Origin of the sequence: Bacteroides sp. BFG-637, from assembly GCF_024793605.1 — a bacterium.
Lineage (GTDB): Bacteria > Bacteroidota > Bacteroidia > Bacteroidales > Bacteroidaceae > Bacteroides > Bacteroides vicugnae.
The window spans coordinates 5,677,195-5,701,285 of sequence record NZ_JANUPD010000002.1; the positions used below are offsets into that span (position 1 = coordinate 5,677,195).

Below are 24,091 nucleotides of genomic sequence, written 5' to 3' on the forward strand. Positions count from 1 at the left end.
ACTTGTTCTAATATAGTCTTTGCTTCGTGATAAAGAAGCCTTCTTGAATCTAAAGGTACATTCATCTCTTCCATATAGGGACTTCTTTCTCAATTTCAACATGTTCCTGCTCCTTCTTATTCCTGTATTTCTCAAATTCCGGCATGTCCGGCAATTCCTCTTCCTCCATGTATACTTGTATGAAGCGGGCAAAGCGTAATGCAGCATTCATACCACCATACATATTTAAAGTGATTCCACCCAAAAAACGGGACGGATTGGCTATTACAAGTTGTTCTTCACCTTTCCCACTGAATGTCTTCGCTTCTGAATTAAAAGACATGGTAACCACTGCTTGTTCATAAGGAATAGTCTCTTTCCTCTGAAAGCGAAATCGGGCAGGAATAGTTATCGTTTTAGTAGTACGGTCAAAAACGACTCGACGCCATGGTTTGAGGCAAATACCTATCACACCTAATAACATAGCAACATCCAGTTGAAGAAGAATCAAGGCTCTTGAGTAGCCTTCTGACACAACATTCTGAGGAGTAATGCCTACATATGTAACCAAAACAATGAATAGGATAAAGAAAATAAAGAATCCAATAATTCTAACAGGAATACCATCATTGACGATAATAATCTGCTTATCATCAATCCTCTTGAATGAATGTTCTCCAGTAGGAGGTATTAAATATTCCGGCAATGGTACGTCTTTTAAACTGCCATCATTCTTCAATGATATATTGGGAAATAATTTCCAGATAGCATACAATCCAATTATTCCAGCTAGACAAGTGCTACCCGTAATCGTAATTAAGCCTAGTGAAATATTTGTGAAGGTTACTGTATTATTGTCCCAATTTAATACTCCAATTAAAGCCGTAACCGAACCCGGAACCAAACCCACTGCAAATATTGATATCCAACATATCCTTACATGCCACTTTTCCTTTCTCTTCTCGGCTTCTCTCCGATTGACATCAGCTATGATTTCACGACGCCATTGCTTGTTACTCTTTTTTTTCTGTTTCTTCATTTCATCTGTTTCCTTGTCATATTATAATTTTATTTAAATGACAAATCCATATTTTCTTTTAAAATTCCCGGAATGCCTCAAAAAAAGAATACCGAGGTTCGTCCATAAGGAGTGCCATTATTATGAATTCGGTTATATTCCACATTATTACCATGATGACACAATATATATATTTCCAACGGATTTCTCTTAACTCTTTTGAACGGATTTTCTCAACTCTTTTTTTAAAATCATGATATGATTTTTTCAATTTCTGTCTTCTCGCTCGTTCCAGCATCTCCCTGTCGGATTCCAGCACCTTCCTGTATTGTTCCATCGATCTCCTGTATCCGGCGGCACAGTTCTCATAGGTGGCAAGCACAAAAAGCCCAGTCATGGGTGAGATGATGAGGCTATGGAGCCCGATCCACAAGTTTCCGATTTTGATAATCACGAATATCGTGAAGATTATCGTAACAATAATGGTCATTCTGTCTAAGAACTTGTCAAATCCCTTCATATCCCGATTAAATATTTACTTCCCATAACCTATTTTATTTTCAATCGCTTTCTATTTTCTTTCTTCTTCTCATTCTCTTTCACTACCTGCAGCATTTCATTGATTAAATCCTCTTCATTGCGTGTATCAAAATACTTTGTCTTTTCCACCCTTTCTACAATATTTCCCTGTTTGTCATATTTAAAAAGTACAATATCTTTGGATGTATCCGAAAGATAAACACATCTTACCTCTTTCCCATTCTTATAATAAGTGCTATCAATGAAATCGCTCCCGATACAATCAACGTGAATATCAAAACCATCCGACTTAAGTTCCGTGAAACTGCCTGTGAGCTTCATGTCAGCATCGAATCTAAATTCCTTCTTTCCGTTTTTTTCGATAATCGTCTTTTTGATATGACTGACAATACCATTCTTTATACTTTCTCTGATAAGAGTGTCTCCTGATATTTTCTCTATATTGCACACGATGTCATAGTCCCCGTCTGTACGGGGAATCCTTTTTTGGGCTTCTTCATAAGATAGTCCCCGAAAGAAGTAAGTGGTTCTCTTTTTCCCCGTGTCAAAATAGCATTGCACACTTTTTCTCAGATTACCACCTCCGTCGTATTCATTCTTTTCCTCATAGTCGTTGTCTTCAAGCAATACGTAGTCATTGTTTATGTTTCTGACGTATACCGGTTTGCGCTTGCGTTTGTCGTAATATTTCCGCAACGAATAATCAACGGTATCCCCTTGGGCATTCAATGTTAACGATTCCTCACTTTGGGGAGCGTATCTCATCATCTCAATATTGCCCGACGTCTTCGATTTTCTTTCTACGGTAAATTTTTCATCGTCCGTATACGTATAATAATCCGTACTCTTATTTTCAGTCACCTCCATTGTTTCAGCATCTTTTTCATACATACGAGATGTTCTGGTCCATTGCACCTCTGACAAACGATTCTTTTCATCGTACTTGTTTTCATAAGTCGTCACGGTTATGCGGTCATAAGTTTCCTCTTCCGAAACAGTTTTAGTTCCACAAGCATACAAAACGGCGACCAAAAGCAATAATTTTATTTTCATATACTTAATTTTAGGGCAGGATAGCGTCGGCAAATCAATAGATTTTTTCTTTAATAATTCCCTCTTGCAAATCCCGCATCGTTAATCGTTTATATTCTTGTTTTTTTCTCATGAACAGACCTTTTATGAAACCGGATATTTCATCTCCTTCTTCCGGGAAATAATCGTTAAAATGAAAATCATTCATTGTATCTCCCATTTAAAGGTTTTGTCAAAATAATCTCTGTATCGGGTAGAGCAGATAGGTCTGGGAGTTACTCCACGCAGGACTTTCCTATAGACGTTTATTAACAATCATAGGAAATAGAAGCCTTTGCGACACGAGTAATTATACCATTACCGGCTAAAGATGATAAAAACAATGTGATTGATTCTTCTTCGTAGTTTATATGTGAGTCAAATATTAAATCCAGTTTCCCATCTCCATCTATGTCACCGGCAAATAAAAGACGCAGTACTGAATCATAAAACTTATCGATATTAAATAACTCCACTTCTTGTGAATTGTCTTTACAGAGAGTCATTTTATAATTACACCAATATGAATACTCTTTATTAGGTTCGTATTCTTCTTTATTTTCATCCGAAAGTTCTGCAAAAACACTGATAGTATACTTAGAAGAATTAAAGTTTATAACCATAGGCGTTTTAGGTGCAATATATCCCGTTCCTATAGGGATACTATCTACAATACCATTCTTTAAAGTAGGCATATTAATAAAGAACAGACTGTTTCTACCGCTTTTAATGTATTCACACTCCATCCCAAGGCATTCGTCTGTATAAGTGCTTACTGTATATTTTGCTCTATCTATACAATAATTCCCAGTAATAGTATCACGATAAAATTCTTTCCAACTGTTATTTATAATTTGGGATTCTTTACCTATCGTATATCTTCCTCCCGGAAGTAACATCTTAACACTATCAAGAGCGGTTTTCTTATCTATTGAGACATTATTCATACTATTCAGTGTATCAGACGCTATGTTTGTAACAATAGTATCGTTTGTGGGTGTTAAAGTGGATTTTCTGTTTGCTGCTCCAGAACAACTTAATAATAACACGAAAGTTATTAATGCGAAATAATTTCTATTCATCTTATCAATTTTTACAGTTATACATATCGGTTAATTAAATGATATTATTCAGAATAAACATATTTGTAATTATTAGGTGCTGAAGTAAATATATTATCTATTCCGTTTATACTATACGATCCATCGCCATAATAATCCCAATACACTCTTTTACTATCAATAAGTTTATAGCTGACCACTAAGGAGTCTTTATCAAATTTTATGAATAGGTCTTTTCCTTTGTAGAAGTCGATGTCGAGGAATTGATACTCAACGTCTATTTCGTAACGGATGCCGGGCATTGAATCCTCTTCATTCACAAAATAGGATTCTCCCAATAGGTCCAGTATTTCCCGGTAGGTCATCCCTGTCTTCAAACGGTTATTTATCAAATCGTCAATCATAAACTTTCTGGAATAATAATGACCGCCCCATTCGTCCCAACCTTTCCGGTTGAATGGAACACAACGATGATGTGTACATCCCATTTGCACGCAAACAAACAGGGATAACACAAATACAAAAACTGCTTTGCTTATCTTTTCATTTGACATTAATCCCTCACTTCATATAATGCGATTCCATGATTAATCACCAACTTATCAGATAATCATAAAGCCGGTAAACTTTGCCTGCTTTCCATTCACGGCCATTAGGAGTATAGATACTGGAGCCTTGTTTGTCGATATTCATAAACATATCCTTTTTCCCGTCAGTGAAAAAAGCGAAAGGAATTGCCGGCATTCTCACCAGACGTGCTGTTGTATGCTCCAAATCCAAACCGCTTTTCCGCAATTCTTCTTGTATTTCTATCATGTATGCTATTTTATCCTCCATAATATACCACCTTCCATGCAGTCGTTCTTGTACATTGTCATCAATAATAAGGCACATATCGCATATGTCATATTCATCTGCATCAGGACTTCTCAGTGTCATATCTCCTTTTTCATTCCGTTCAAACTCCACAATACCGGATAGTCTTTTTGTTCTCCGCAATCTCGTTTCACCGGCAACAAGGGGGAGCTGTTCTTCATCTTCCGTCAGGTATCTCTCCTCCCATTCTATATTCCCATTCGAATGAAACGTCACAATAACGGATTTTGTCACTTTTTCCCTCCATCTCGCTTCACCATAATACGTAATATTGGGGCACAGCTCTTTGTCTTCCATCAGTTCCGTAAACTTCATGCCTTTTTCCATTTGGCGAGCCATATATGCTGTGGTGCTAAGTCCGTCTTTGAAATTGCTCTTAAACTCTTCAAAGTCCCAGCAAGGAAGGCAAGCCTCCCGGTTGATTTCTACAGAATCTGTTATACCGGTTTCATCGATTACTTTACCGTTCGGAATACGATAATAGAAACTGGCTTCGATTTTACCCCATACATCACCCGAGTTTTCCAAAGCATCCAGATTATGTGCAGTAATAAGGAACGGTTTCACCCATTCCGGTGTATACATCTCTGCACTTTGAATATTAGACAAGCTGGATAGTTTTGGCGCTTCCTCTCCAAGCACGCAATAGTCCAGTTCGAAGACGAGCCAATCGTGATATTCTTTTTTCCATCGCCATAGTGTTACGTCCAGACGCGGCTTGTCGTTTTCCATGTTGACAAGCCCGTTTTCATTGCCTGCCGCCGCAATGACAAGTGTGTCTTTACTGCTGTTACTTTTGGCATATAACTGGATATATTCTTTCTTTGTTTCCCAGCGGTACAGTTTCCCGGGTCGTCCTTCAAAATCGGTTCCCTCCTCAAAATGTGGTTTTCCATATTTCTTTGTGGCTGCTTTCACCAACTTGGCGAAACCTTCTTCGTCTGTTTCCCTCTTGCCTTTTACCTGCACTAATTCGCCTTGTTCTGTTGTTACCATGCCGAGGTCTGTAAAGTCAAATCCCCCGGAAAGTGGCTTCCGTTCTTTTACTGCCTCCCTTGTTTCTGTAAGCCACCAAAGGCGGAAACAGTTCATCCGTTTCCGTGTTGTAAAATTTAAGGGTATCTACTTTGTACCGCGCTTCAATCTTCTGCTGTGTGGTATCTAAGAGGGAAGACATCATAGCGGCTACGTTTAGGCCGTAGTCCGGATTGTCTAAGTTGAAAACCGGTTTCCCTACCTGTGCCTTTGTGCAACCAACCAAGCCGAAAAGACTTGTTACTCCCGTGATTATAACTGTCTTTAGTCTCATAACTGATATGTCAAATTAAAATTCCGTATTAATATTCATCTCCCTGATAATGTTTGCACTTAATTAAAATTTCCATCTCCAATTATTGTATCCTTGATAATAATCTAACGCTATCATAAAGATATCAGGTTATTTGATATATTTTACCTCCGCTGTGTTACTATCACAAAGAAAACAGTCGGTCAATACGGTGTCGTCGGGAAGTATGATATATTCCACATTTTCAGGAGCGAACAACTTAAATACAAATTGTTTTTTCCAGATGCCGATTAAGACCAAATCGTTATCATTCGGTATTTCTATTTCATGCTTCTGACAATACCATGACACTCTGTCATAATAATATACTATTCTGTGTTTTATTTTAGATAATCTCTGCTTAAACTCATCCGTACCATATATATAACCCATATAAGCATCTGTAACAAGTATGGTATTAGGATATATCGGTTTAGGGAATCCTTCTGCCTTCCGGCGTAAAAAGTCTTTCTCCCTGTAAGGATCGAAAGTGTCCCCTTGAGGTAACGGACGATTTTTATCCATATAGAGGACATAAAATGACCACCAGCCGGAATCATACGCACCAAGGACAGGAATGACAATTCCACTGTAAGGATGTGCAAAACCTAAGTTTCCGTTAGAATACCCCGGAATTACTTTTGAAAAGGGAATGGTACAACGTGGAAAAAACAAATGGCGGGGAAAAGTCACAGTACCCTTCATTCTGTCTAGTACAAAACGACGGGAAGGAGCAAGTAATCCGTTTAAAAGCAGAAAAAAGAGGCTACTATTCCTCCACTTATGGGAGGTGAATAAAGATCACTAGATGGATCATTTATTTCTCGATAAATGACGATTATTCCTACGCATGAAAGAATCCCCCCGATGACTATCAAAGTACTCCGGATTAAGGAACTCGGATTGAAGACGAAAAATTTATCATCAGCTCTTTCTACATTCATGCTATCGGCAAGCTCAGCCGTTAATACAGTTGGAAAGGGATATATAATATGCTCCATCATTCTGCTTTTCCCCATCCATATCTTTGTTGCGATTAATACACCTACCAAAATCAGTCCTATTGACATCAAAAATATCATTCCGGATACGAAAAGTATTAATAGCTTACCCCATACATACTCAAAAATCCATAGCTCCTCATAAGGCCAATTGGTAAAGCGCCACATTCCATTACAACAAACCAAAAATACCGGAATTCCGCATAGCAATACAATGATGCCAAATATTATTCTGATTGTAGAGGGACGGTTTCCTATCTGTTTCCATTTCCATACCTGTTTCCTATTTTTTCAAAAATCCCACACATCTTTACTGTCCGGAGATATAAATACTTGTTCTAATACAGTCTTTGCTTCGTGATAAAGAAGCCTTCTTGCATCTAAAGGTACATTCATCTCTTCCATATAGGGATTTCTTTCTCAATTTCAACATGTTCCTGCTCCTTCTTATTCCTGTATTTCTCAAATTCCGGCATATCCGGCAATTCCTCTTCCTCCATGTATAGTTGTATGGAAGCGGGCAAAACGTCTGGCTTTATCCATATCACCGTCCATCAAGAAAACTCCACTTAACAGACTGGGTGAATTGGAATTGGAAATTATTATACTTGACACACACCCCAGCGAACCAGGCCCCATGTAATAACGAATCGTGAGTTCAGCCTGACTATAAGGTATCGTTTCTTTTTTATGCAGCAGAAGTCGTCCTGGTATAGTTACGGTCCTGGAAACACGATCAAAAACAATCCGCCGCCAAGGCTGTAGAATGGCACTTATTCCTAGTGTCAGGATGAGCAAGTACAACTCAAGAAGCAGTAATGTACTTCCATAATCTTCAGTTGTAAGTTTTGAAGGAGTGGCATCTGCAAAATAGACCAGGGCTAAAAAGATAATAAAAAGGAGCAAAAACAGAAAAATCCTCGCCAATACGTCATCATTATCAATGACAATCTGTTTGTCATCACACCGGCTTAAATATTCAGGCTCTACCAAAGTTTCCGAAGAATCCGGCAAACATTGCGTATTTCCCGTACTTTCGCCATTTTTCAGAGGTATCCGGATAGCCAGATTCCGGGCTTCTTTAAACAGGATGTACATAAACAGGTAAATTCCACCGTTAATGGCTATCAATCCAAGCATGACGTTGGTGAAGGTATTACGTATATCTGACAGCGTGACGAATATAAGTAATGGGAAGAAAGATATAAATGTGCCCCACAACATGATATGGGATTTGCATATACGCCACCTTTCCTTTCTCTTTCTCTTTTTCTTTCTCCACTCAGCCTCTCTACGCTTGACATCGGCTATGATTTCACGCCTCGATTGCTTGTTGCTCTTTTTTTTCCGTTGCTTCATTTCATCTGTTTTCTTGTCATATATATACAGCTAAAGCCAACCAATTATTCAATTTGATATTTATCAAAAATGGTAAAATTGCCAAAATATTACCTGCTTGGAATAGGGATATTATAATATTTACTCTTTGTTACCATCCGAATCATATCTTTCAATGGTATTCCAGCCTCCGCCCTTACGCTCGGCAACCGATTTGAGCTTGCCGTTAGCGTAATACTCCTTGCGATAGACCTCGCTATCAGCTTCACAACGGCCCTCTTCCCGCAACTTTCCGGTATCAAAGTAACGTTTATATGCTCCTTCACGCTTACCGTTCTTGAAAGTATATTCCGATTTACATTGGCCTGATCCAAAATAAAATTCCTTTGTTACTCCGTTCAATTTGCCATTGAGGTAGTTTGACGACTTTTCAGGAGTGCCGTCAGTGAAATAAGTAATCTCTTCTCCATTCTTTTCATCGTTTCTGTAAGTGGTGGACTTTTCAGGCTTGCCGCCTTTACCATATCTAATCCAGACACCCTCTTTTTTGCCGTCTTTATAGCTACTTTTGCTACGGGGCTTGCCGTCTTTCCACGTTTCGCTCCACTGACCATCGGGCAAGCCGTTCTTATAGAAACTGATGCGAGTCACATCACCTACGTTGCCCGACAAATGTTCAGTCCATTTGCCATCGCGTTTACCGTCTTTATAACATTCGTCGAGCGTCAGAGTGCCGTCGCTGTCGTATCGGCGGTCATAACCATCTTCAATCCCTAACTTATATACTTTTTCTGTTTCAACTTTGCCGTTCGAGTGATATGTCCTGCTCACGCCATCCACTTTGCCGTCTATAAACGTTCGCTCACTTTGCACGGTCTGTCCGTCACCATAATAGCGCTTGTATAATCCATCCCTGTTTCCCTCTTTGTAACGGCACTCTTCAAGTAGTTTGTTCCCTTTGAAATGTCGGTAATTACCATGATACATGCCATCCTTAAAGTCAGCGAGAATGTACTCCGAGTGGTAGCCGTCAATCAGGCGGTGAGAGCCGTTGAGCGGGGTCTTTTCTTCATTATTCAAGCGAAAGAGCATCCGACCATCCCCATAGTTGATAACAGTGATTTCTTCTATTTGGTAAACTTTTTCCTGTGCCGTACTCGTAAGTACCATTACTCCGAAAAGGAGCAGTAACATAATTTTTTTCATATTTTTTTATTGTATTACTTGAGTTTCATTTAATTAGTGTATAGGTCTTTTGCCCGTCCAGGCAACCTGCAATTCTTGGTTGCTATGACGGGCTAATACTCAACCGACAAAAGTAATACAAATAAATTATAAGAAAAATATTTTGCTTATAAATATAATATATATTTTAATTATTATAGGATTTGAGCTAAATTAATATGCCTGTGATTCGGATGAGTACATAACTAAACGACCCTCAATCTATTGATTTATAGCCGAATATTATTTCACCTGAATCCTTTTGAAAATGGAAACATGATTATCCCAATCGCATTGTACGAAAAAGAAATATAGCCATATTTGATATGGCTATATAAAAAGTTGTACCGTGGTTACTTTGAGAGCAACATTTTCAAGTCATTCTTGCTGATGCCCATGTATTTGCATACCTTTAGCTCGCTTATGCCGTCAGCCAGCATTTGCCGGACTGCGTTTCTGTCTCTTTCATACGCTTCCAATCTATTGAAAATGGTATCAGTCAAAAAGTCTATTCCCTCTGAAAAGGCTTTTTCTCCTTCCGGGGTATTAAAGTCTATCGTGCAGATTTGGGCACACTCCTTATGAAGTATCAAATAGTAAATTCCTCCGACTAGGATTGCAGCGATACTTTTAATATTTACTTTTGCAGGTTTAAACAGCGTTTCGTAATATGTAATCAAATTAAGGTTCATGACGTCTCGCGTTTCCGCCGTTCTTTTTGTGGTATCATTGACAACTGACATTTCGTAAAGCAACAGCTTTTGCATAACGGGATTATCTGACAAGTTCTTGAAGAGTATCTTGAGTGTTTCAGCGAAGAACTTTTTAGGTCCCAATACATTCAAGTTGGAAATATCGATGGCATTGTTTATCCAGAAGTCATATTGCTTGGCAAGTTTGTCATAGAGATTATCCATCGAACCGTATCTTCTATAGAATACGTTGGCTTCCACCCCTGCGGCTTTCGTCAAGGTGCTTAGATTGACATTGCCGAAACCCTGTTCCGCCACGAGTTTTTCGAGTTCGGACATTACATCCCTGTCTAATTGTTCATTAGTCCGTCTGTTTCGAGTTTTTTTCTCTTCCTGCTTCATTCTTATATTGTATTTATACTGGCTATATCTGCTTTTCTATAGATGGTTTTATTGCAAATATAGGTGTTTTACACTTTACAAGCAATATATTGGTGATAAAGATAACGCCAATGGTGGCTTGATATTTAGATAATAGACTAATTAATTTGCTTATTTATCCCTTCAATCATACTTGTATTATGGTATTCGTTTTTGCAGTTGGGATAGCAAGGAACGGGCAGCAGTTTGCCGTCTTTCGCCATACCCTCGTATTTCTCTATGATATGTTTGGCAACTTCCAACAGACGGATGTTACTTTCCGTACCCGTTTTCTGGCGTTTGGTCTTAATCCACAGATGACCGTCAAAGGATATTTCCAGATTCTCTTTCGTCAAGTGATACATGTCCGTCCAGCTTAACCCTGTGAATGTGCAGAAAATGAACAAGTCACGAATCAATTCATAGCTTTTCTTCTTGAACGTGCCGTTGATAAGCAGTGTGATTTCCTCTTTTGTCAGAAAGCCCCGTTTGGTTTCTTCTTTTGTGATGCTGTACCCGTAGAACGGATCACACTGTAGCCAACTGTTATTTAGCATTTGAAATCCATGTAACTCAGCACTTTGAAAACTATATTGCAATCATCTGCCTGCCAAAAGAAAGTAACGGGATAGTAATGTAACTTTGTCCTCACTTGGCTTTTTGTTGGTTTCGGATGGCGTTCTGTTCTGTTCTTTCTCTCGCCTAAATCGCTATTTGTCAGCCTTATTACTACGCTTTGCGCTAAGTCTCAATTTTAATTCATATCTTTGTTCAGGATACGAACAATATAATACAATGAAGAAAATACTACTGACTGACTCTCATAAAGATAAGCTGTTTCAAATCCCTCTTTTTCGGGATTTACCTCTGAATATCAAACTTTCTTTGCTTGAGAAACTTGAATTTGTTATCTATGCAGCAGAAAAAAAAGAGATTGTTGTAACCCAAGGTACCCCATGCAATAAATTATATGTATTATTAGAAGGAAAACTACGCACAGACATTATAGACGGACTTGGAAACGAAGTAATGATTGAATATATCATCGCTCCACGAACTTTTGCTACTCCTCACCTATTCAATACAAACAACACATTGCCAGCTACATTCACAGCCTTGGAAGACAGCATATTACTCATGGCAACAAAAGAGTCAACTTTCAAAGTAATCAGTCAGGATCCACAAGTATTACATAATTTTCTTTGCATAGCAGGAAATTGCAATATCTGTACCGTATCCCGCCTGAAACCTCTTTCACGCAAAACCGTACGGGAAAGATTCATTGTTTATCTATATGAACATAAGAAAAAAGATTCATTGGTGGTAAATATCATGCATACTCAATCCCAACTTGCCGAATACTTAAATGTATCACGTCCCGCCCTATCTAAGGAAATCAATAAGATGATTAAAGAAGGGCTTGTCACTATGGAAGGAAAACGAATAGTGATTTTAGATCAAATAACTTTAGAGAAATATCTGTAATAATCTATTCCATAACAATAAAGATAATTATCAGGGAAGTCTCTAAAACAAAAAATCATCCTTACTGCAATATGTGTAGTAAGGATGATTTTATAAACTCAAAACTTTTCAAAAATTCTCTCTCTATTTAATTCTTATTATTTCCTTGGATTTACCATTTTACAAACAATATTTTCGGATTGATATTCAATGATACCCAACCCCAGTCCTGCCAGCTTTTATGATTGCCTGTTTTCACAATATCCATTGTCTTCGTGCCACGCATAAAAGAATATCCGGCAGAGAGTTTCACATCTTTCATGATTGACCAGTTAATCTGATAATCAACTTCCGAACCTAATGATTTCTTTAAATCCTGAACTTTAACTGCTGTACTAAAGTAATGGTAATTGAGTTCCATATCCACCTTGTCAGATAGACGGAAACGACCTCCGATACGAGCATCCATCAATCCCGGTGCATAACCGTTCGCAAATGTAGAAGCATAAAAATAATCCATTGCTCCATAGAATTTATGATGGGTTCCATAAAGAGGATCAAAAGCCTTATACTTACCGCCATTTCCTTTATCACCGCTTAAATAATCAAAACTAGCCACGGCTCCCCATGTCTGATTAAAGGTATAGGCGGCTTGTATGCTTCCCATCAAAGCTGAAACTTTCTCCGCAGCTTTATTCTTACCCATCTGATAGTAGAAAGCACCATCCAGATTCCAGTTACTATTCTTATAAGTGAGGTAAGTACCCATTGTTTGTAAATAGCGGGTATGAGAATCATCCGTGGCTTTATCACCCGTTTCCAATCCCAGATTCATAAACAATAAAGAAGCTCCGAACGGAACATTATCCGCTTTATAATGATACCAGACGGTTTGCATATTCTTATAAGGCTGTCCGGTAGAAGAATCATAGTAAGTACCTCCACTTGTTCTATTGTCATTATTTTGGTTAAAAGCAAGAATCAGATGCACTTCATTATTTTTGTTAACATATCCCAGCTTCAATGCATCGTGGTAACGACCCGCTACATTCCAATCCAGTCCTCCCAAAATACGTTCATCATCATAAATCAATGACTGACGTCCCAGTTGAGCAAAGAACCCTTCACCAAAGTTCAGTTTCGCCCAAGCCTCATTCAACATAAAACGCCCATTCTTCTCAATCTGCGGGTCTTGTCCCCAAACACCGACATGCTGTGCCGACATCTTTAGTTCCAAATCCGAACGTTTATAATCCATCGAGAGGCGTGCACGGTTATTGATGAAAGAGGTAGGAGCTACCCCTTCATCCCGTGGAGTCAGTGCACCATTCCGATACTCCGCACGAGGTCTGATTTGCATAGACATCGTAAATTCATTCTCTTTCTCCGTGTTTTGTGTATATGCCATGCTTGGCAATAGCATAAGCAAGAATGACCAATAAAATGTTTTCATTGATATTGAAGTTTTAGTGATACGATATTTCAATTTAAATTATAAGTATGCACACTGACTCCTTGCGCGGCCGGAAGGTAATTGATTCCATACCAGCACATTTGCAACAGGACAAATGATACTAACAGAATAATCAACGCAGGACGTGCCTTCAATGGCTTGCCTAATCTGAAATGGATATACACCAGATAAGCGAACCAGGTAGCTGCCGCCCAAGTCTCTTTCGGGTCCCAAGCCCAGTAATGTCCCCAGGCTTCTTTTGCCCAGATAGCTCCGGTAAGCATACCTAATGTCATAAATGCCAGACCTACATAGGTGAGGTTGTCACACAAATCCATTTCTTTCCGTTCAATCTCCTTCTTTTTGAACCAAAGCAGATAGACGGCCATCACCGTCGCCGCTCCCAACATAGCATAAGCAAACATATACACAATGACATGAGGGGCAAACCACGGACTTTGCAAAGCAGGCATTAACGTCTTATTGTGAATCTCCGGTTTGAAGATATTGATACAGATAAAGACCAATGAAAGGATGCAACTGAAACTTAAAATCCATTTATACTTCCAGCGTGCATAGGTTATCAATCCCGCCAACGGAAGGAAGAAAGAATACCACAGCCGTGTCTCTCCCATTGTCCGCATCGGAGGACGTTCTAATGAAATCCACATTCCGATAATGAAGCTGAAGAAAATAGCCAGACCTAAGAAAGTAAATCCATAAGCCCATCCCGGTTTTGTACCTTTCCAGGCAGCAAAAGCTCCCAAAGCCCAACAAACCAGTGCAGCTATTGCAAATAGTATAAAGTATTCCCAACTCATGCTTTGTCCTCCTCTTTCCTCTTTTGTGCGCTGACAAACAGACAGATGGCTCCTGCCATCATCATTATAATTCCTGTGTAAACAACCGGCAACCACGGATCGCGAACCAACTCGAAAACACTGACATCGCTCCATCGTCCCTTTGTTTCATCGTAACTAAGTTGATAAATTTTCCAACCTTCTATCTCCATCGGACGGTTCACTTCAATGGTTCCTTCCGTGGTCGTTCCTTCTTGTGTGTAAATCTTCACTTCCGATGCAAATCGCTGCGGTTCCCGTTCCGGCATTACAATACTGGTTAAAGAATCCAGCCGGATTGCCTTATAGGGAAAAAGAAAACTACCACAGCTTACCCATCCCTCTTTGGTTGTTTGATTCTTCTGATTGACTGCTTTCAGATAGACAGCATAAGTCGCTCCCATCGAATAGAATTTTGTAAACTTCAAGGTATCTTCGGTAGCCACAGAAGCAGCCATCGGAATAGATTGCTCGATAGTTAGCTGCCAATCCTGCAAGCTGCCATTTGTCACTCCCTCTTCCAACAATACATGTACAGGAGATTTGTCGGGAAGCGTACGGCCGGTTTCATTATCAATCAACATCAGTTTCGGAGGATATTCGTCGATAGTGAAATCCTTCAGTTCGATAGCCAACGGAAGTTCAATCAGTTGGCCTTTATCATCCGTAGCCCGCCATTCGGCACTTCCCATCCGGGTTGTCATTTTCAACCTTTGCATATCGGCATTTCCCAAAGTGGCTGTTATCAGTGCAATAAACAATCCGATATGATTCAGTAGGAAAGAAATTCTGCTGATCTTCAAAGAGAAACCGGTGCGAAGGATTGTCAGCCCCAAGGCGGTGACCATCCAAAAGTAGAGCAAGACAAAAGGCCAGGAAGAAATCATCTGCGAAAATCCCAGCAGATCAGCCGGAGCATGACCGGAAGGAGTCTGCCGGATCAGTCCCATCACTACCGTCATGCCGACCACCCACAATAGAGACGAGACAGCAGCGGAATAATGACTCAACCATCCGAATAAATAGATACGTTTGCGAAGAAGGTGCATGGCTAGCAAAGCAATGATATAAACCACTAACACAATCACATTGACCGGACAGGCAAACAGATCCCAATGAATGGCTCCCACTGTCATTTGCAGCAATAACCCTATCACCAGTAATCCTGCGCCAATCACCAGCCCTTCTTTATAACTCCATGGTTTGCTCCACATATATAAACTCTCTTATTTCTGTGCCAGACGACCGTTTTCTTTCGCTTTCTCCAACCATGCCGGAACAGTTGTTTTCAGGAATTTCTCCTTAGCCGCTCTTTCAGCATCCATATCCAAGCCGATATATTCCTGTGCTTTTGCCTTTGTTGAAATGTCCGGCATCGGAACATCTCCCGTATATCCGTTCTTCGCCAATACTTTGGATACAGCCAGACGGGCTTGCATGGCACGATCCAATCCATGAGAAAGAATTCTCTGAATTTCCTGCGGTGCATGGAAAGAACCTCCGTGTGAAGCTACTCCGAAATCCCAACGCCATTGTGCCTGACGAATCAGCGCGAGTACATCTTTCATCTGTGTTTCTGTGGCACCCTTGTCCCAGGCAAATTTAGCTTCGATATGTGCTTTTGCCAATTCCTGTTCCAGACGGTTACGGATTTCATTCGCTTTACGCTGGCGTTCGTACACATTATTACGCAAAGTCTCTTCACTTTCACGGTGACAAACCTGACAGGTGCGGTCAATCATAGCCAACGGGCTTTGGATATGGTGATCGCTGAATTTCACACCACCTTCACTCTTATACGGCATGTGGCAATCGGCACAAGAGACACCTCTCTGTCCGTGGATACCCATCTGACAAATCTCATAGTCAGGATGCTGCGCTTTCAGAATCGGAGTACGGCTCAATTTATGAATATAATCATAGAAACCGGCCTCATCATAATAAGCCTCCATATCTTCTACCGTAAAACCTTTGTCCCAAGGGAAAGTCAGGTATTTGCCATCCCCTTTGAAATAATATTCCACATGACATTGTGCACATACCAATGAACGCATCTCCTGCGGAGTAGCTTTAGTGATGTCTTTACCCTGACGTTGGAAAGCCTCTATCAAAGCGGGACGACTGATATGAAGATTCATTGTTTCGGGATCATGGCAATCGGAGCATCCGATAGGATTCACAATTTCAGCGCCCATAGCCCCCCATTTATTGTTATAGAAAGAATCGACACCCAATGCCTCCATCATACGGGGAACATCCGGACTCTTACAAGTCCAACAGGTAGACGGTTGAGGACCTTCGGTCGGGCTCATGGGCGAACCGGTACGCAAAGATGCCGTAATATCCTCAATGGCATGCATGTGTCCCCGTGGAGTGGAATAATCTTTTGAGAAAGCATATCCCGCCCATAGAATCACCATTTCAGGACGTTTTTCCAAAGCATCTACAGCAATATTCCCATTAAATTCACTCTCAAAGTCAGTCTTTGCAGTCTCCGTCCAAGTCTGGTATTCACGGGGAAAGTCATCCTTAAACAGTTCATTCCGTGCTTCAATCCCTTTGATAACGTTTTTACGGTTATTGAAAATGCTGGCAACTTCCGCCCTCCGTTCCATCAACGCAGAAACGCATAATCCCAAAACAAATACAACGACCATTGAACCTCCGAACAACAGCCATCCTTGCCATGATTTTAATTTCTTTTCCATTGTATATCGGTTTTATTATTTTATTACGTATTTCATTTCTTATTTATCTTTCTGATTCACCATCTTCCGGAGCCATTCGGGAACAGGCGATTCCGGAAGAGGAACAATCGCTCCCGGAGTAGCGGACAGAGAATTCTTTCCACCATGAGGAACATCACGATGGCAATCCCAGCAAGCCTTCCCCTCTCCTACTTGTGACATCATATAATCGATCTTCCCCGTCTTCACAAATTCCGTATTGAGTTGTGTATGACAACGGATACAATTATCCATAATCACTTCGGAACTGGCTTCATGAGCCTGAATGACCTGCGGCTCACTTTTGGTAAGAAATGCAGCCACGTGTTTCATACCGTCCATACCTTTAAAGGTCCATTTCTTCACAGCATTTTCATGCGGCACATGACAATCATTGCAGGTGGCATTCCGGGCATGCGAACTATGAAACCAAGTTGCATAGTAAGGAGTCATAATGTGGCAATTCACGCACGCAGCCGGGTCATCCCCAAGATAGGTATGCGCCCGGAGCATATACATAAACAGTGCTCCTCCACCCACAATAACACCGCCAATGATGACAGCCGCTACCTTCCATTTATAAGAAGGAAAGAGTCGATTTATTATTGGAAACTTCATCATATGAAAAAGTATTTTTCACAAAAGTAAAGGATTGGAAACAAAAAAGGTGTAATAGATATTACACCTTTCAAAAGAAAAAATACTCATTACAAAAAAACAGTCTATCTATCGTCCTATGGATAGTAGACATTTCTTCCTTATGTATTGCAATCTATCTTATTCATCATGGTGATGGTCTTCGTCTTCCACCTCATTACTCAATTTAATATTGCGCGCGATATAAGATTCGTTACCTGCGGCATCCGTGCAATAAACCATCAAATGATAATCTCCTGCAGTAGCATTGGCCGGTATTACAATATCGTGATGATGAATATGGGCGGTTTTCTGTCCGGACACATCGTAGGATCTGTTGAAACTAAAATCTACTGTTTCCTGTGCAGCCCTGCTATTACCTCCGTGTGAATGGTGGTCGAAATTACTATGAATTTCAATCTTATAGGATTTCAGCATGACATCATCCGACAAATCCATTTCAAAATGAACCCCATGTTCGTTTCCGATCTCCAAAGCCTGACCTTCTTCCGGTTCGTGAAGTTCAATCAGAGGTTTGGTCGTATCGCTGGAGTCATCATTATCACAAGAGGAAAACATGAAAGTAACTGTTGCCAAAAGGCTAATCATTGGGAGATAGAATTTATTTTTCATTTCAGTAATTTTTTAAATGGAACTTTGATTAATATCTGGAAGTTACGTCCCGGTTCGGGGATCTCAACTTTCCTGTAAAAACTAAGATGATTGTAATATCGGGTATTGAATATATTCCGGGCGGTCAGGGTGATTTCAATCTCGTTGTTTCCACCTATCGGAATATTCAATGAACCACCCAGATGAAAGAGGTTTGCTCCGGCTGTACGGTCTTCGTTACGGTCCACTCTATTTTGCCGGGCAATGCTCTGCCATTCTGCATACAACATATACCGATTCTTTTGCCAGGTTAATGTATTGCGCATGACAGGAGGTGGCGAGAAACTCAATGGAATATGTTCATCACAATTATAGGTGTAAACGTATTCAGCGGAAATCCGATAATTGAAGTTGCGCAGAAAATCAACATCTACGGTAGCTTCAGTTCCTGCAAATAGCGCTTCCGCTCCGGTATAGCGATAGATTTGTCCGGCATGAGGCAATACAGACCACTCTCCGGTAGGACGCAGAAAGATGTAATTGCTGAACCAACTGACAAATGGAGAGACGGAGAAAGAAATTCCCCGGTACTTCAGATGATAAGAAGCATCCAGTTGCCAGCCTTGTTCGGACTTTAGGTTTGCATCTCCCTGTTCATGGCGGAAAGTGCCGTGATGTACACCGTTGGCAGCCAACTCATTCGCACCGGGCAGGCGGAAACTACGCCCGATATTCACCTTTACCAGATGCTTGTCGGAGGGAGTCCATACCAGTCCCAGAGAAAGAGAATAATCACCGTAGTGCTTATTCACAGAGTGACTGTTCCACTTGTAGAAGTCTATCTGTTCCGGATCATAGCCCTGTTTCCGAAGATAATCGGCAAGGTAAGCATCTTCATGCGAAGAGATATTCATATATCCGTAGTCATATCGCACTCCTCCGCTGACAGAAAACACATTGTTGGGTCTGTATGTCGTAAGCCAAAGCATTCCGGTAGTGGAACGGCGATATTCAGGCAGTAAAAACGAATAGCCGGAAATGTCGTTCCGTTGATGTTGTCCATCCCACCCCAATGTATGTTCCCACGAAGAAGAACCAATAAAACGAGCTTTCACCGAAGCACTGAAAGTGTTCAGATTAAAAGCAAGTTCCTTGTCGGGGTCTTTCTCCGGTGCGGGTTGCGAACCATAGTGAGTATGGAAAGCACTCCACTCTTCACGGTGATTGTTCTGGAAACCTAAATCGCCTGACAAGATCAGTTTCTCCCATGCATATTGCTGGTGGGTGGTCACTTTCAGGTGATTCACTTTACTGAATGGCAATTCAATATTACGGCTGTCTCCATCATCTTCCACACGTGACGCATCGGGTATGCCATGTGCCCCCGGGAAGAATCCCGTCTTTTGATATACATTACTCACAGCATAATTCGCTTTATAGGCTCTTCGTTGATATTGGGTAAAAAGTCCGATATTGCGTTCAATGCCTGCTGTATTCTTGAGTTTACGCCCATATATGGGAATTCTTTGTGTCAGGTAGACAATAGAGTCCGTCGGAATACGATAGTCACCGAAATGTTGTTCCGAATAACGGATATGGGAGTACCAGGCATTCTTCCTGATTCCCAGCATCAGTGATCCTCCGATGGTTCCATTGACTGATTTACCCAGCAGTGTGACATCTCCGAACACACGATTATCAGCAGGAACAGCCGGTGGAACAACATCAATCACTCCTCCCATTGCATCACTGCCATAGAGCAGTGAGGAGGGTCCTTTCAATACATTGACTGCTCCGATATTGAAAGCATCCAGTTCCAGTCCGTGATCAGCTCCCCATTGTTGTCCTTCCTGTTTGATTCCGTTTTCCAATACAGCAATCCGGTTGAATCCCATTCCGCGAATCATCGGTTTGGAGAAGCCCGAACCAATATCCATTGCCTGTACTCCGGGAATGTTCTCCATCGCCTGCATGAAATTTCCTGTAAAATGTTTGCGCAAAAAATCCTGATCGGCTACATCAACCGTAAGGGCAGACTTTTTTACTTGACGTTGCTGGTACGTTTCGGTTACCACAACATCAGGCAAAAGCATGCTCTTGATTGAATCGGATTTCTGTGCATGGACGGATAAGGTTACAAATAACCCTATTACGCCCGAAATAATTCCGATACGCATCAATTACAATCTTTTATTTAATGTGTAAAATGAATGTGAGGATAGATTGAAAGCCAATCTATCTCCATTGAAAATATGAGTATGTAATCATGCGAACGGAGGTCCGCGTAAATGATGCGAATAAGTTGGTTTGCAAACAACCTTATCCTGGTAAATAACCGGCTCGTAGGGCACGAGCGTCAGTATAGTATGATATTCTATTAATTGAGGTTCCGTGAAAAGAGAAAGAGAGTATTTACATATCGCACAATCATCGGAAGAATTATGGGAATGCTTTGCATGGGAACACGACTTTTCATCCTCACTTCCATGATAGTGAAAGGTCTTCACTACAAAGAAAGGAATGAATGTCATGAATAACATCCATGCTATATATACCCTTATATTTTTCTTTTGATACATTCTCTCTCTATTGATTAATAGAATAGCGGGACAAATATACCGGTATGAAAAAGAACCAGCAAATAATCAGTCTTAATATGTGTTATCAGTAATAGAGTTCAACTCCCTTAATGTCCAAATCTCCTCATATTCATAAGCCTCTCCCGGCTTTAGCTTGACCATAGGACTGTTCGGTTCCATTTCCAAAAATTCATCATTAAAATAAATCATGTTAGGAAAGCACACCCGCAAATTATTATCATATTTCCCCTGCGGAACATACTTATTTTGTTTGATATACAAATAATCATTGAACTGATAAAAATACATACCGTTTGTAGTATTTATCCCATATTTCTTTTGCTCGTCTCCTCCGGGAAAGGCTGTAAAATAACGATTCTCTACATGAATACGTTCCTGCAAATGATGAGAGGGAATTAATGTATCTGCTGACAATGAAATCTCACTAAATCCCAATGGATATTGTGAATTTGGAATCGCTTCACAATAGTAAATACCACCGGCAGGCAGTAATGTACGTGTCCAAAAACAATATTCAACCTCCCCATTTGATATATTAGACATTCGCTGTTTAATATGCAGAACCGGCTGGTTCTCTTCCAAAAAGTAAATCCGCTCCACCTGAATACCCATCGCCTGTGATGGATGGCTGACCAAGCGCAATTTATCTTCCTCAACAAAGGTTTGATAAGGTCCTGCCCAAATTGAATCATGGATATTCTCCGTTTTACGTTCATTACCGATATCAAATCTACCGGCATCAGGACTTCGTCTTGTTCGTATATAGTTCTCTACAGTCCAGCCGTTGATAACAGAATCACTCCACAATATATTATCTCCACGACTCTCTAAGCCGAAATATAGAATTTGTCCGCCATACGTCGGATTAACAATAACGGAAACAACCCTGTTAGATAGCTTAAGACAGTTCTCCCACCCTCTGTAAGAAACTGTATCAACCTCCTGAACCGGATGATGTGAACAGGATAAACAGAGAAAAAACAAAAGAATGAATAGTATATATCTCATAAAAAAACAACCTCTCTTGATTCATTTAAAATCCTTTGGAGAGGATTTGAAAAGTCCTCTCCAAAGGATCATATTATACCGGAATAATTTCGACAGAGAATGTAGAAGATATTGTTTTATTAAGCCAGATTACGAGGCTTCCTCCTACTGTATCACTCAAATAGTCACTATCAGACACCAATGCCTTTCCATCAACCTTGACCGTTACATTTCCGCTTCCGATCCAATTATCAATTCTAAATACAGGATTTTTCACTGCACCGGTAGGGTTACAAGTAAACTGGCAACTTTCCGTACCTGCCGTTTTCATCAAAACCATCTCCCGTTTGGAATACCCTGTTACATCCGGATTATAAGAAACTCCGTTCAGATTCGTCGGACTTCCCATATACAGCCATCCTCTTGTATATGCATCTATGTCAGAAGCCGCATCAGGTTGATTAATACCCAACAGCATCAAATAGACCCTATATTTATTTCCATCCGAATTAACCTGATAAGCAGTATTCCAAGAAACATCTCCTTTAGCCTCCACACCAATCAATGAAGAATGGGAAACCTGTGACGGCCAGGTAGCCGTCGACTTATCATAATCCCCATAACGGGCATTTAAATAGGGTTGTTTATCTACCGGCCAATGAGACATCTGATAATTTATATCATGCCAGGTCAAGTCATTCTCAATCGGCAACGGAGAGACTTCCGGACGTTCGGGAGTGTAAGAGAATACAGAAAAAGCATCAGGAGCATTATTTAAATGAGCAGTATAGATTTGCTCTTTCCAGTTTTTCACATTCTGGTTGACTTCATCAAAAGGTTTAGCCGGATAAAGATCATACCGGTTGCCTGAAAGATTAGAAATACTAAAAGCCGGCTGTTTCACATGATCTGACGGAATGGATGAACTACCGGAAATAACCATGGGTTCACTCAACTCATGATAGCGATAATAAGCCTGTCCCGCCTGCTTCTGAATATACTCGATACGCCTCACGCCTACTCCGTCAGCATAAAAAGTATAGTACTCGTCTACTTCCGGATATATCGCATCAGGATAAGGAGCTTTATAATCCGGATTTACCAATGCATAATGATACTTAACCACTTTCCGTACTTTGTTATTCTCTATGATATCTACTTTTGCATACGCTAACAAACGATCCGACATCGGCTCAAAACATCCTTTATTCAAATCCGACCATGTTTCAGCAAACTCATAGCAATAAAGCAATTCATTGCTCATGTGCCAGGCAGGTACGAAATTCGCTTCCGACCAAAATACAAATTGCCTGTTTTGTGCAGCAGCCGGACAATGTTTCGGATTGAAACTGATTACCGTTGCATCACCCGGAAAACCTGCCCACGTGAAGTTACGCTGCTTTACATCAAAGTCCGGTGACGCCTCTACAACATCTTCTGCCGGAAACTCTTCAAAACGGATATCAGAATAATTCACCTCGGTCGAATTTTCATTACCATTCCTGACAATCGGACAAATAAAATAGTTCTGCCCCTGTCCTCCCCAATCTTTCGATTGAGCAAGTTCAATCCAGTTTTCATGAAACTCCCCGTCTATTTCTTTCCCAACGCTCACATAAAAATGAAAGAAACCGGATATCTTATTCCTGATGATACGCGCCTTACCTGTAGAAGCTGTAAAAGGAACAGAAAAACAGCTATTATTGAGAGGTATGGAATAACGGAAAGAATAATCGTTTTTATTTATCTTCTTCGTATTATCCAAAACGTTATCTATTCCGTCCTGACGATCCAATACCCGTACGGTCGACACACCGGATTCTGTACACACACTCACCGAAGTATAATTATTGAAATCCGGTTTCCCGTTCTTCTCCCGGACAATAGCCAAGCCAAAGTTAGTTGTTTTATCAGCTGTTACCTCCGCAATAAAATGTCCCTGCGCAATCTGTGGCAGACAAACACCATAAGTAGAGTTCTTCCCGTTCAACCCTATTTTTACAGAGGAACCGGAAATATCAAAATGACCATTAGCCCCTACCGTTAAAGCAATAGGCTGATATTCCGTAACCACAGGAGGAGCCGGTTTTTCTTCTGGATTAACCGGCATATAGGGATCATCCAAAGTGCAAGCTATCAGGCTGGAAAGCAGACAAGCTGCCAATATATTATTCATTATCTTCTTCATTTTTATTATGTATTAATAGGTCCGATTGAGATATACATT

The 24,091-nt window shown here is 40.4% G+C and carries 23 protein-coding genes and 1 pseudogene; 1 reads left to right on the top strand and 23 read right to left on the bottom strand.

The features are described 5' to 3' along the window. Nucleotides 1–61: 61 nt before the first annotated feature. From NXX38_RS22420 to NXX38_RS22480, 13 genes and pseudogenes are all read right to left on the bottom strand, one after another. Entirely contained in the window at nucleotides 62–1,018 is a 957-nt protein-coding gene (locus NXX38_RS22420) for a hypothetical protein (RefSeq protein ID WP_258981192.1), read from the bottom strand. Nucleotides 1,019–1,076: 58 nt separating this feature from the next. Then, entirely contained in the window at nucleotides 1,077–1,517 is a 441-nt protein-coding gene (locus NXX38_RS22425) for a hypothetical protein (protein WP_258981193.1), read from the bottom strand. Nucleotides 1,518–1,546: 29 nt separating this feature from the next. Then, complete coding sequence (locus NXX38_RS22430) at nucleotides 1,547–2,590, bottom strand: hypothetical protein (RefSeq protein WP_258981194.1); 1,044 nt, start codon at nucleotides 2,588–2,590, stop codon at nucleotides 1,547–1,549. Between the two features lie 34 nt (nucleotides 2,591–2,624). Then, nucleotides 2,625–2,777, bottom strand: a complete 153-nt coding sequence (locus tag NXX38_RS22435) for a hypothetical protein (RefSeq protein ID WP_195650365.1) — start codon at nucleotides 2,775–2,777, stop codon at nucleotides 2,625–2,627. Nucleotides 2,778–2,877: 100 nt separating this feature from the next. After that, nucleotides 2,878–3,690: a hypothetical protein gene (locus NXX38_RS22440; RefSeq protein ID WP_195650334.1), complete on the bottom strand. Its 813-nt coding sequence runs from the start codon at nucleotides 3,688–3,690 to the stop codon at nucleotides 2,878–2,880. A 44-nt stretch (nucleotides 3,691–3,734) separates the two neighbouring features. Further along, a complete protein-coding gene (locus NXX38_RS22445) occupies nucleotides 3,735–4,223 on the bottom strand; it encodes a hypothetical protein (RefSeq protein ID WP_229128681.1) in 489 nt (162 codons plus the stop codon). Between the two features lie 37 nt (nucleotides 4,224–4,260). After that, nucleotides 4,261–5,541, bottom strand: a complete 1,281-nt coding sequence (locus NXX38_RS22450; RefSeq protein WP_258981196.1) for a hypothetical protein — start codon at nucleotides 5,539–5,541, stop codon at nucleotides 4,261–4,263. A gap of 16 nt (nucleotides 5,542–5,557) precedes the next feature. Further along, nucleotides 5,558–5,854, bottom strand: coding sequence for a hypothetical protein (locus tag NXX38_RS22455; protein ID WP_258981197.1), 297 nt, complete (start codon nucleotides 5,852–5,854; stop codon nucleotides 5,558–5,560). A 129-nt stretch (nucleotides 5,855–5,983) separates the two neighbouring features. Then, complete coding sequence (locus NXX38_RS22460) at nucleotides 5,984–6,577, bottom strand: hypothetical protein (RefSeq protein WP_258981199.1); 594 nt, start codon at nucleotides 6,575–6,577, stop codon at nucleotides 5,984–5,986. A gap of 758 nt (nucleotides 6,578–7,335) precedes the next feature. Further along, entirely contained in the window at nucleotides 7,336–8,232 is an 897-nt protein-coding gene (locus NXX38_RS22465; protein WP_258981201.1) for a hypothetical protein, read from the bottom strand. A gap of 120 nt (nucleotides 8,233–8,352) precedes the next feature. Continuing rightward, on the bottom strand, nucleotides 8,353–9,417 hold the full coding sequence (locus tag NXX38_RS22470; protein ID WP_143259633.1) for a toxin-antitoxin system YwqK family antitoxin: 1,065 nt from the start codon (nucleotides 9,415–9,417) through the stop codon (nucleotides 8,353–8,355). A gap of 371 nt (nucleotides 9,418–9,788) precedes the next feature. Beyond that, nucleotides 9,789–10,529 carry a TetR/AcrR family transcriptional regulator gene (locus NXX38_RS22475; RefSeq protein ID WP_143259632.1) on the bottom strand — a complete coding sequence of 247 codons (741 nt, stop codon included), beginning with the start codon at nucleotides 10,527–10,529 and terminating at the stop codon, nucleotides 9,789–9,791. 137 nt (nucleotides 10,530–10,666) lie between these two features. Next, nucleotides 10,667–11,098, bottom strand: a pseudogene (locus NXX38_RS22480) (site-specific integrase); the annotation flags it as partial. Between the two features lie 244 nt (nucleotides 11,099–11,342). Here NXX38_RS22480 and NXX38_RS22485 point away from each other — a divergent pair. Continuing rightward, nucleotides 11,343–12,032 (top strand): Crp/Fnr family transcriptional regulator, encoded by a 690-nt coding sequence (locus NXX38_RS22485; RefSeq protein WP_258981205.1) that lies wholly within the window; start codon nucleotides 11,343–11,345, stop codon nucleotides 12,030–12,032. A 151-nt stretch (nucleotides 12,033–12,183) separates the two neighbouring features. Here the strand turns inward: NXX38_RS22485 and NXX38_RS22490 are convergent, their stop codons facing one another. The 10 genes from NXX38_RS22490 to NXX38_RS22530 form a co-directional block, all read right to left on the bottom strand. Next, on the bottom strand, nucleotides 12,184–13,464 hold the full coding sequence (locus tag NXX38_RS22490; RefSeq protein WP_258981207.1) for an alginate export family protein: 1,281 nt from the start codon (nucleotides 13,462–13,464) through the stop codon (nucleotides 12,184–12,186). 29 nt (nucleotides 13,465–13,493) lie between these two features. Next, complete coding sequence (locus tag NXX38_RS22495) at nucleotides 13,494–14,285, bottom strand: cytochrome c biogenesis protein (protein ID WP_074557958.1); 792 nt, start codon at nucleotides 14,283–14,285, stop codon at nucleotides 13,494–13,496. Then, nucleotides 14,282–15,517: a cytochrome c biogenesis protein ResB gene (locus NXX38_RS22500; protein WP_148364927.1), complete on the bottom strand. Its 1,236-nt coding sequence runs from the start codon at nucleotides 15,515–15,517 to the stop codon at nucleotides 14,282–14,284. Before NXX38_RS22500 ends, NXX38_RS22495 begins: the two co-directional genes overlap by 4 nt. A gap of 12 nt (nucleotides 15,518–15,529) precedes the next feature. Further along, on the bottom strand, nucleotides 15,530–17,011 hold the full coding sequence (nrfA, locus tag NXX38_RS22505; RefSeq protein ID WP_004304071.1) for an ammonia-forming cytochrome c nitrite reductase: 1,482 nt from the start codon (nucleotides 17,009–17,011) through the stop codon (nucleotides 15,530–15,532). A gap of 39 nt (nucleotides 17,012–17,050) precedes the next feature. Continuing rightward, entirely contained in the window at nucleotides 17,051–17,650 is a 600-nt protein-coding gene (gene nrfH, locus NXX38_RS22510) for a cytochrome c nitrite reductase small subunit (protein WP_148364925.1), read from the bottom strand. A 156-nt stretch (nucleotides 17,651–17,806) separates the two neighbouring features. Next, on the bottom strand, nucleotides 17,807–18,298 hold the full coding sequence (locus NXX38_RS22515) for a DUF4625 domain-containing protein (RefSeq protein ID WP_004309723.1): 492 nt from the start codon (nucleotides 18,296–18,298) through the stop codon (nucleotides 17,807–17,809). Then, a complete protein-coding gene (locus NXX38_RS22520) occupies nucleotides 18,295–20,454 on the bottom strand; it encodes a TonB-dependent receptor (RefSeq protein WP_258981210.1) in 2,160 nt (719 codons plus the stop codon). The genes NXX38_RS22515 and NXX38_RS22520 overlap by 4 nt, the downstream gene beginning before the upstream one ends. An 87-nt stretch (nucleotides 20,455–20,541) precedes the next feature. Continuing rightward, on the bottom strand, nucleotides 20,542–20,856 hold the full coding sequence (locus NXX38_RS26840; protein ID WP_148364922.1) for a hypothetical protein: 315 nt from the start codon (nucleotides 20,854–20,856) through the stop codon (nucleotides 20,542–20,544). A gap of 72 nt (nucleotides 20,857–20,928) precedes the next feature. Next, the gene (locus NXX38_RS22525) at nucleotides 20,929–21,885 is read right to left on the bottom strand and encodes a hypothetical protein (protein ID WP_148364921.1); all 957 of its coding nucleotides are present in this window, start codon (nucleotides 21,883–21,885) and stop codon (nucleotides 20,929–20,931) included. 73 nt (nucleotides 21,886–21,958) lie between these two features. Then, on the bottom strand, nucleotides 21,959–24,052 hold the full coding sequence (locus NXX38_RS22530; protein ID WP_258981214.1) for a hypothetical protein: 2,094 nt from the start codon (nucleotides 24,050–24,052) through the stop codon (nucleotides 21,959–21,961). Nucleotides 24,053–24,091: the final 39 nt, after the last annotated feature.

Coding starts and splice junctions, on each gene's coding strand:
- NXX38_RS22420 (WP_258981192.1), bottom strand. CDS start 1,018: ATGAAGAAACAGAAAAAAAAGAGTAACAAGCAATGGCGTCGTGAAATC.
- NXX38_RS22425 (WP_258981193.1), bottom strand. CDS start 1,517: ATGAAGGGATTTGACAAGTTCTTAGACAGAATGACCATTATTGTTACG.
- NXX38_RS22430 (WP_258981194.1), bottom strand. CDS start 2,590: ATGAAAATAAAATTATTGCTTTTGGTCGCCGTTTTGTATGCTTGTGGA.
- NXX38_RS22435 (WP_195650365.1), bottom strand. CDS start 2,777: ATGAATGATTTTCATTTTAACGATTATTTCCCGGAAGAAGGAGATGAA.
- NXX38_RS22440 (WP_195650334.1), bottom strand. CDS start 3,690: ATGAATAGAAATTATTTCGCATTAATAACTTTCGTGTTATTATTAAGT.
- NXX38_RS22445 (WP_229128681.1), bottom strand. CDS start 4,223: ATGTCAAATGAAAAGATAAGCAAAGCAGTTTTTGTATTTGTGTTATCC.
- NXX38_RS22450 (WP_258981196.1), bottom strand. CDS start 5,541: ATGGTAACAACAGAACAAGGCGAATTAGTGCAGGTAAAAGGCAAGAGG.
- NXX38_RS22455 (WP_258981197.1), bottom strand. CDS start 5,854: ATGAGACTAAAGACAGTTATAATCACGGGAGTAACAAGTCTTTTCGGC.
- NXX38_RS22460 (WP_258981199.1), bottom strand. CDS start 6,577: ATGAAGGGTACTGTGACTTTTCCCCGCCATTTGTTTTTTCCACGTTGT.
- NXX38_RS22465 (WP_258981201.1), bottom strand. CDS start 8,232: ATGAAGCAACGGAAAAAAAAGAGCAACAAGCAATCGAGGCGTGAAATC.
- NXX38_RS22470 (WP_143259633.1), bottom strand. CDS start 9,417: ATGAAAAAAATTATGTTACTGCTCCTTTTCGGAGTAATGGTACTTACG.
- NXX38_RS22475 (WP_143259632.1), bottom strand. CDS start 10,529: ATGAAGCAGGAAGAGAAAAAAACTCGAAACAGACGGACTAATGAACAA.
- NXX38_RS22485 (WP_258981205.1), top strand. CDS start 11,343: ATGAAGAAAATACTACTGACTGACTCTCATAAAGATAAGCTGTTTCAA.
- NXX38_RS22490 (WP_258981207.1), bottom strand. CDS start 13,464: ATGAAAACATTTTATTGGTCATTCTTGCTTATGCTATTGCCAAGCATG.
- NXX38_RS22495 (WP_074557958.1), bottom strand. CDS start 14,285: ATGAGTTGGGAATACTTTATACTATTTGCAATAGCTGCACTGGTTTGT.
- NXX38_RS22500 (WP_148364927.1), bottom strand. CDS start 15,517: ATGTGGAGCAAACCATGGAGTTATAAAGAAGGGCTGGTGATTGGCGCA.
- nrfA (WP_004304071.1), bottom strand. CDS start 17,011: ATGGAAAAGAAATTAAAATCATGGCAAGGATGGCTGTTGTTCGGAGGT.
- nrfH (WP_148364925.1), bottom strand. CDS start 17,650: ATGATGAAGTTTCCAATAATAAATCGACTCTTTCCTTCTTATAAATGG.
- NXX38_RS22515 (WP_004309723.1), bottom strand. CDS start 18,298: ATGAAAAATAAATTCTATCTCCCAATGATTAGCCTTTTGGCAACAGTT.
- NXX38_RS22520 (WP_258981210.1), bottom strand. CDS start 20,454: ATGCGTATCGGAATTATTTCGGGCGTAATAGGGTTATTTGTAACCTTA.
- NXX38_RS26840 (WP_148364922.1), bottom strand. CDS start 20,856: ATGTATCAAAAGAAAAATATAAGGGTATATATAGCATGGATGTTATTC.
- NXX38_RS22525 (WP_148364921.1), bottom strand. CDS start 21,885: ATGAGATATATACTATTCATTCTTTTGTTTTTTCTCTGTTTATCCTGT.
- NXX38_RS22530 (WP_258981214.1), bottom strand. CDS start 24,052: ATGAAGAAGATAATGAATAATATATTGGCAGCTTGTCTGCTTTCCAGC.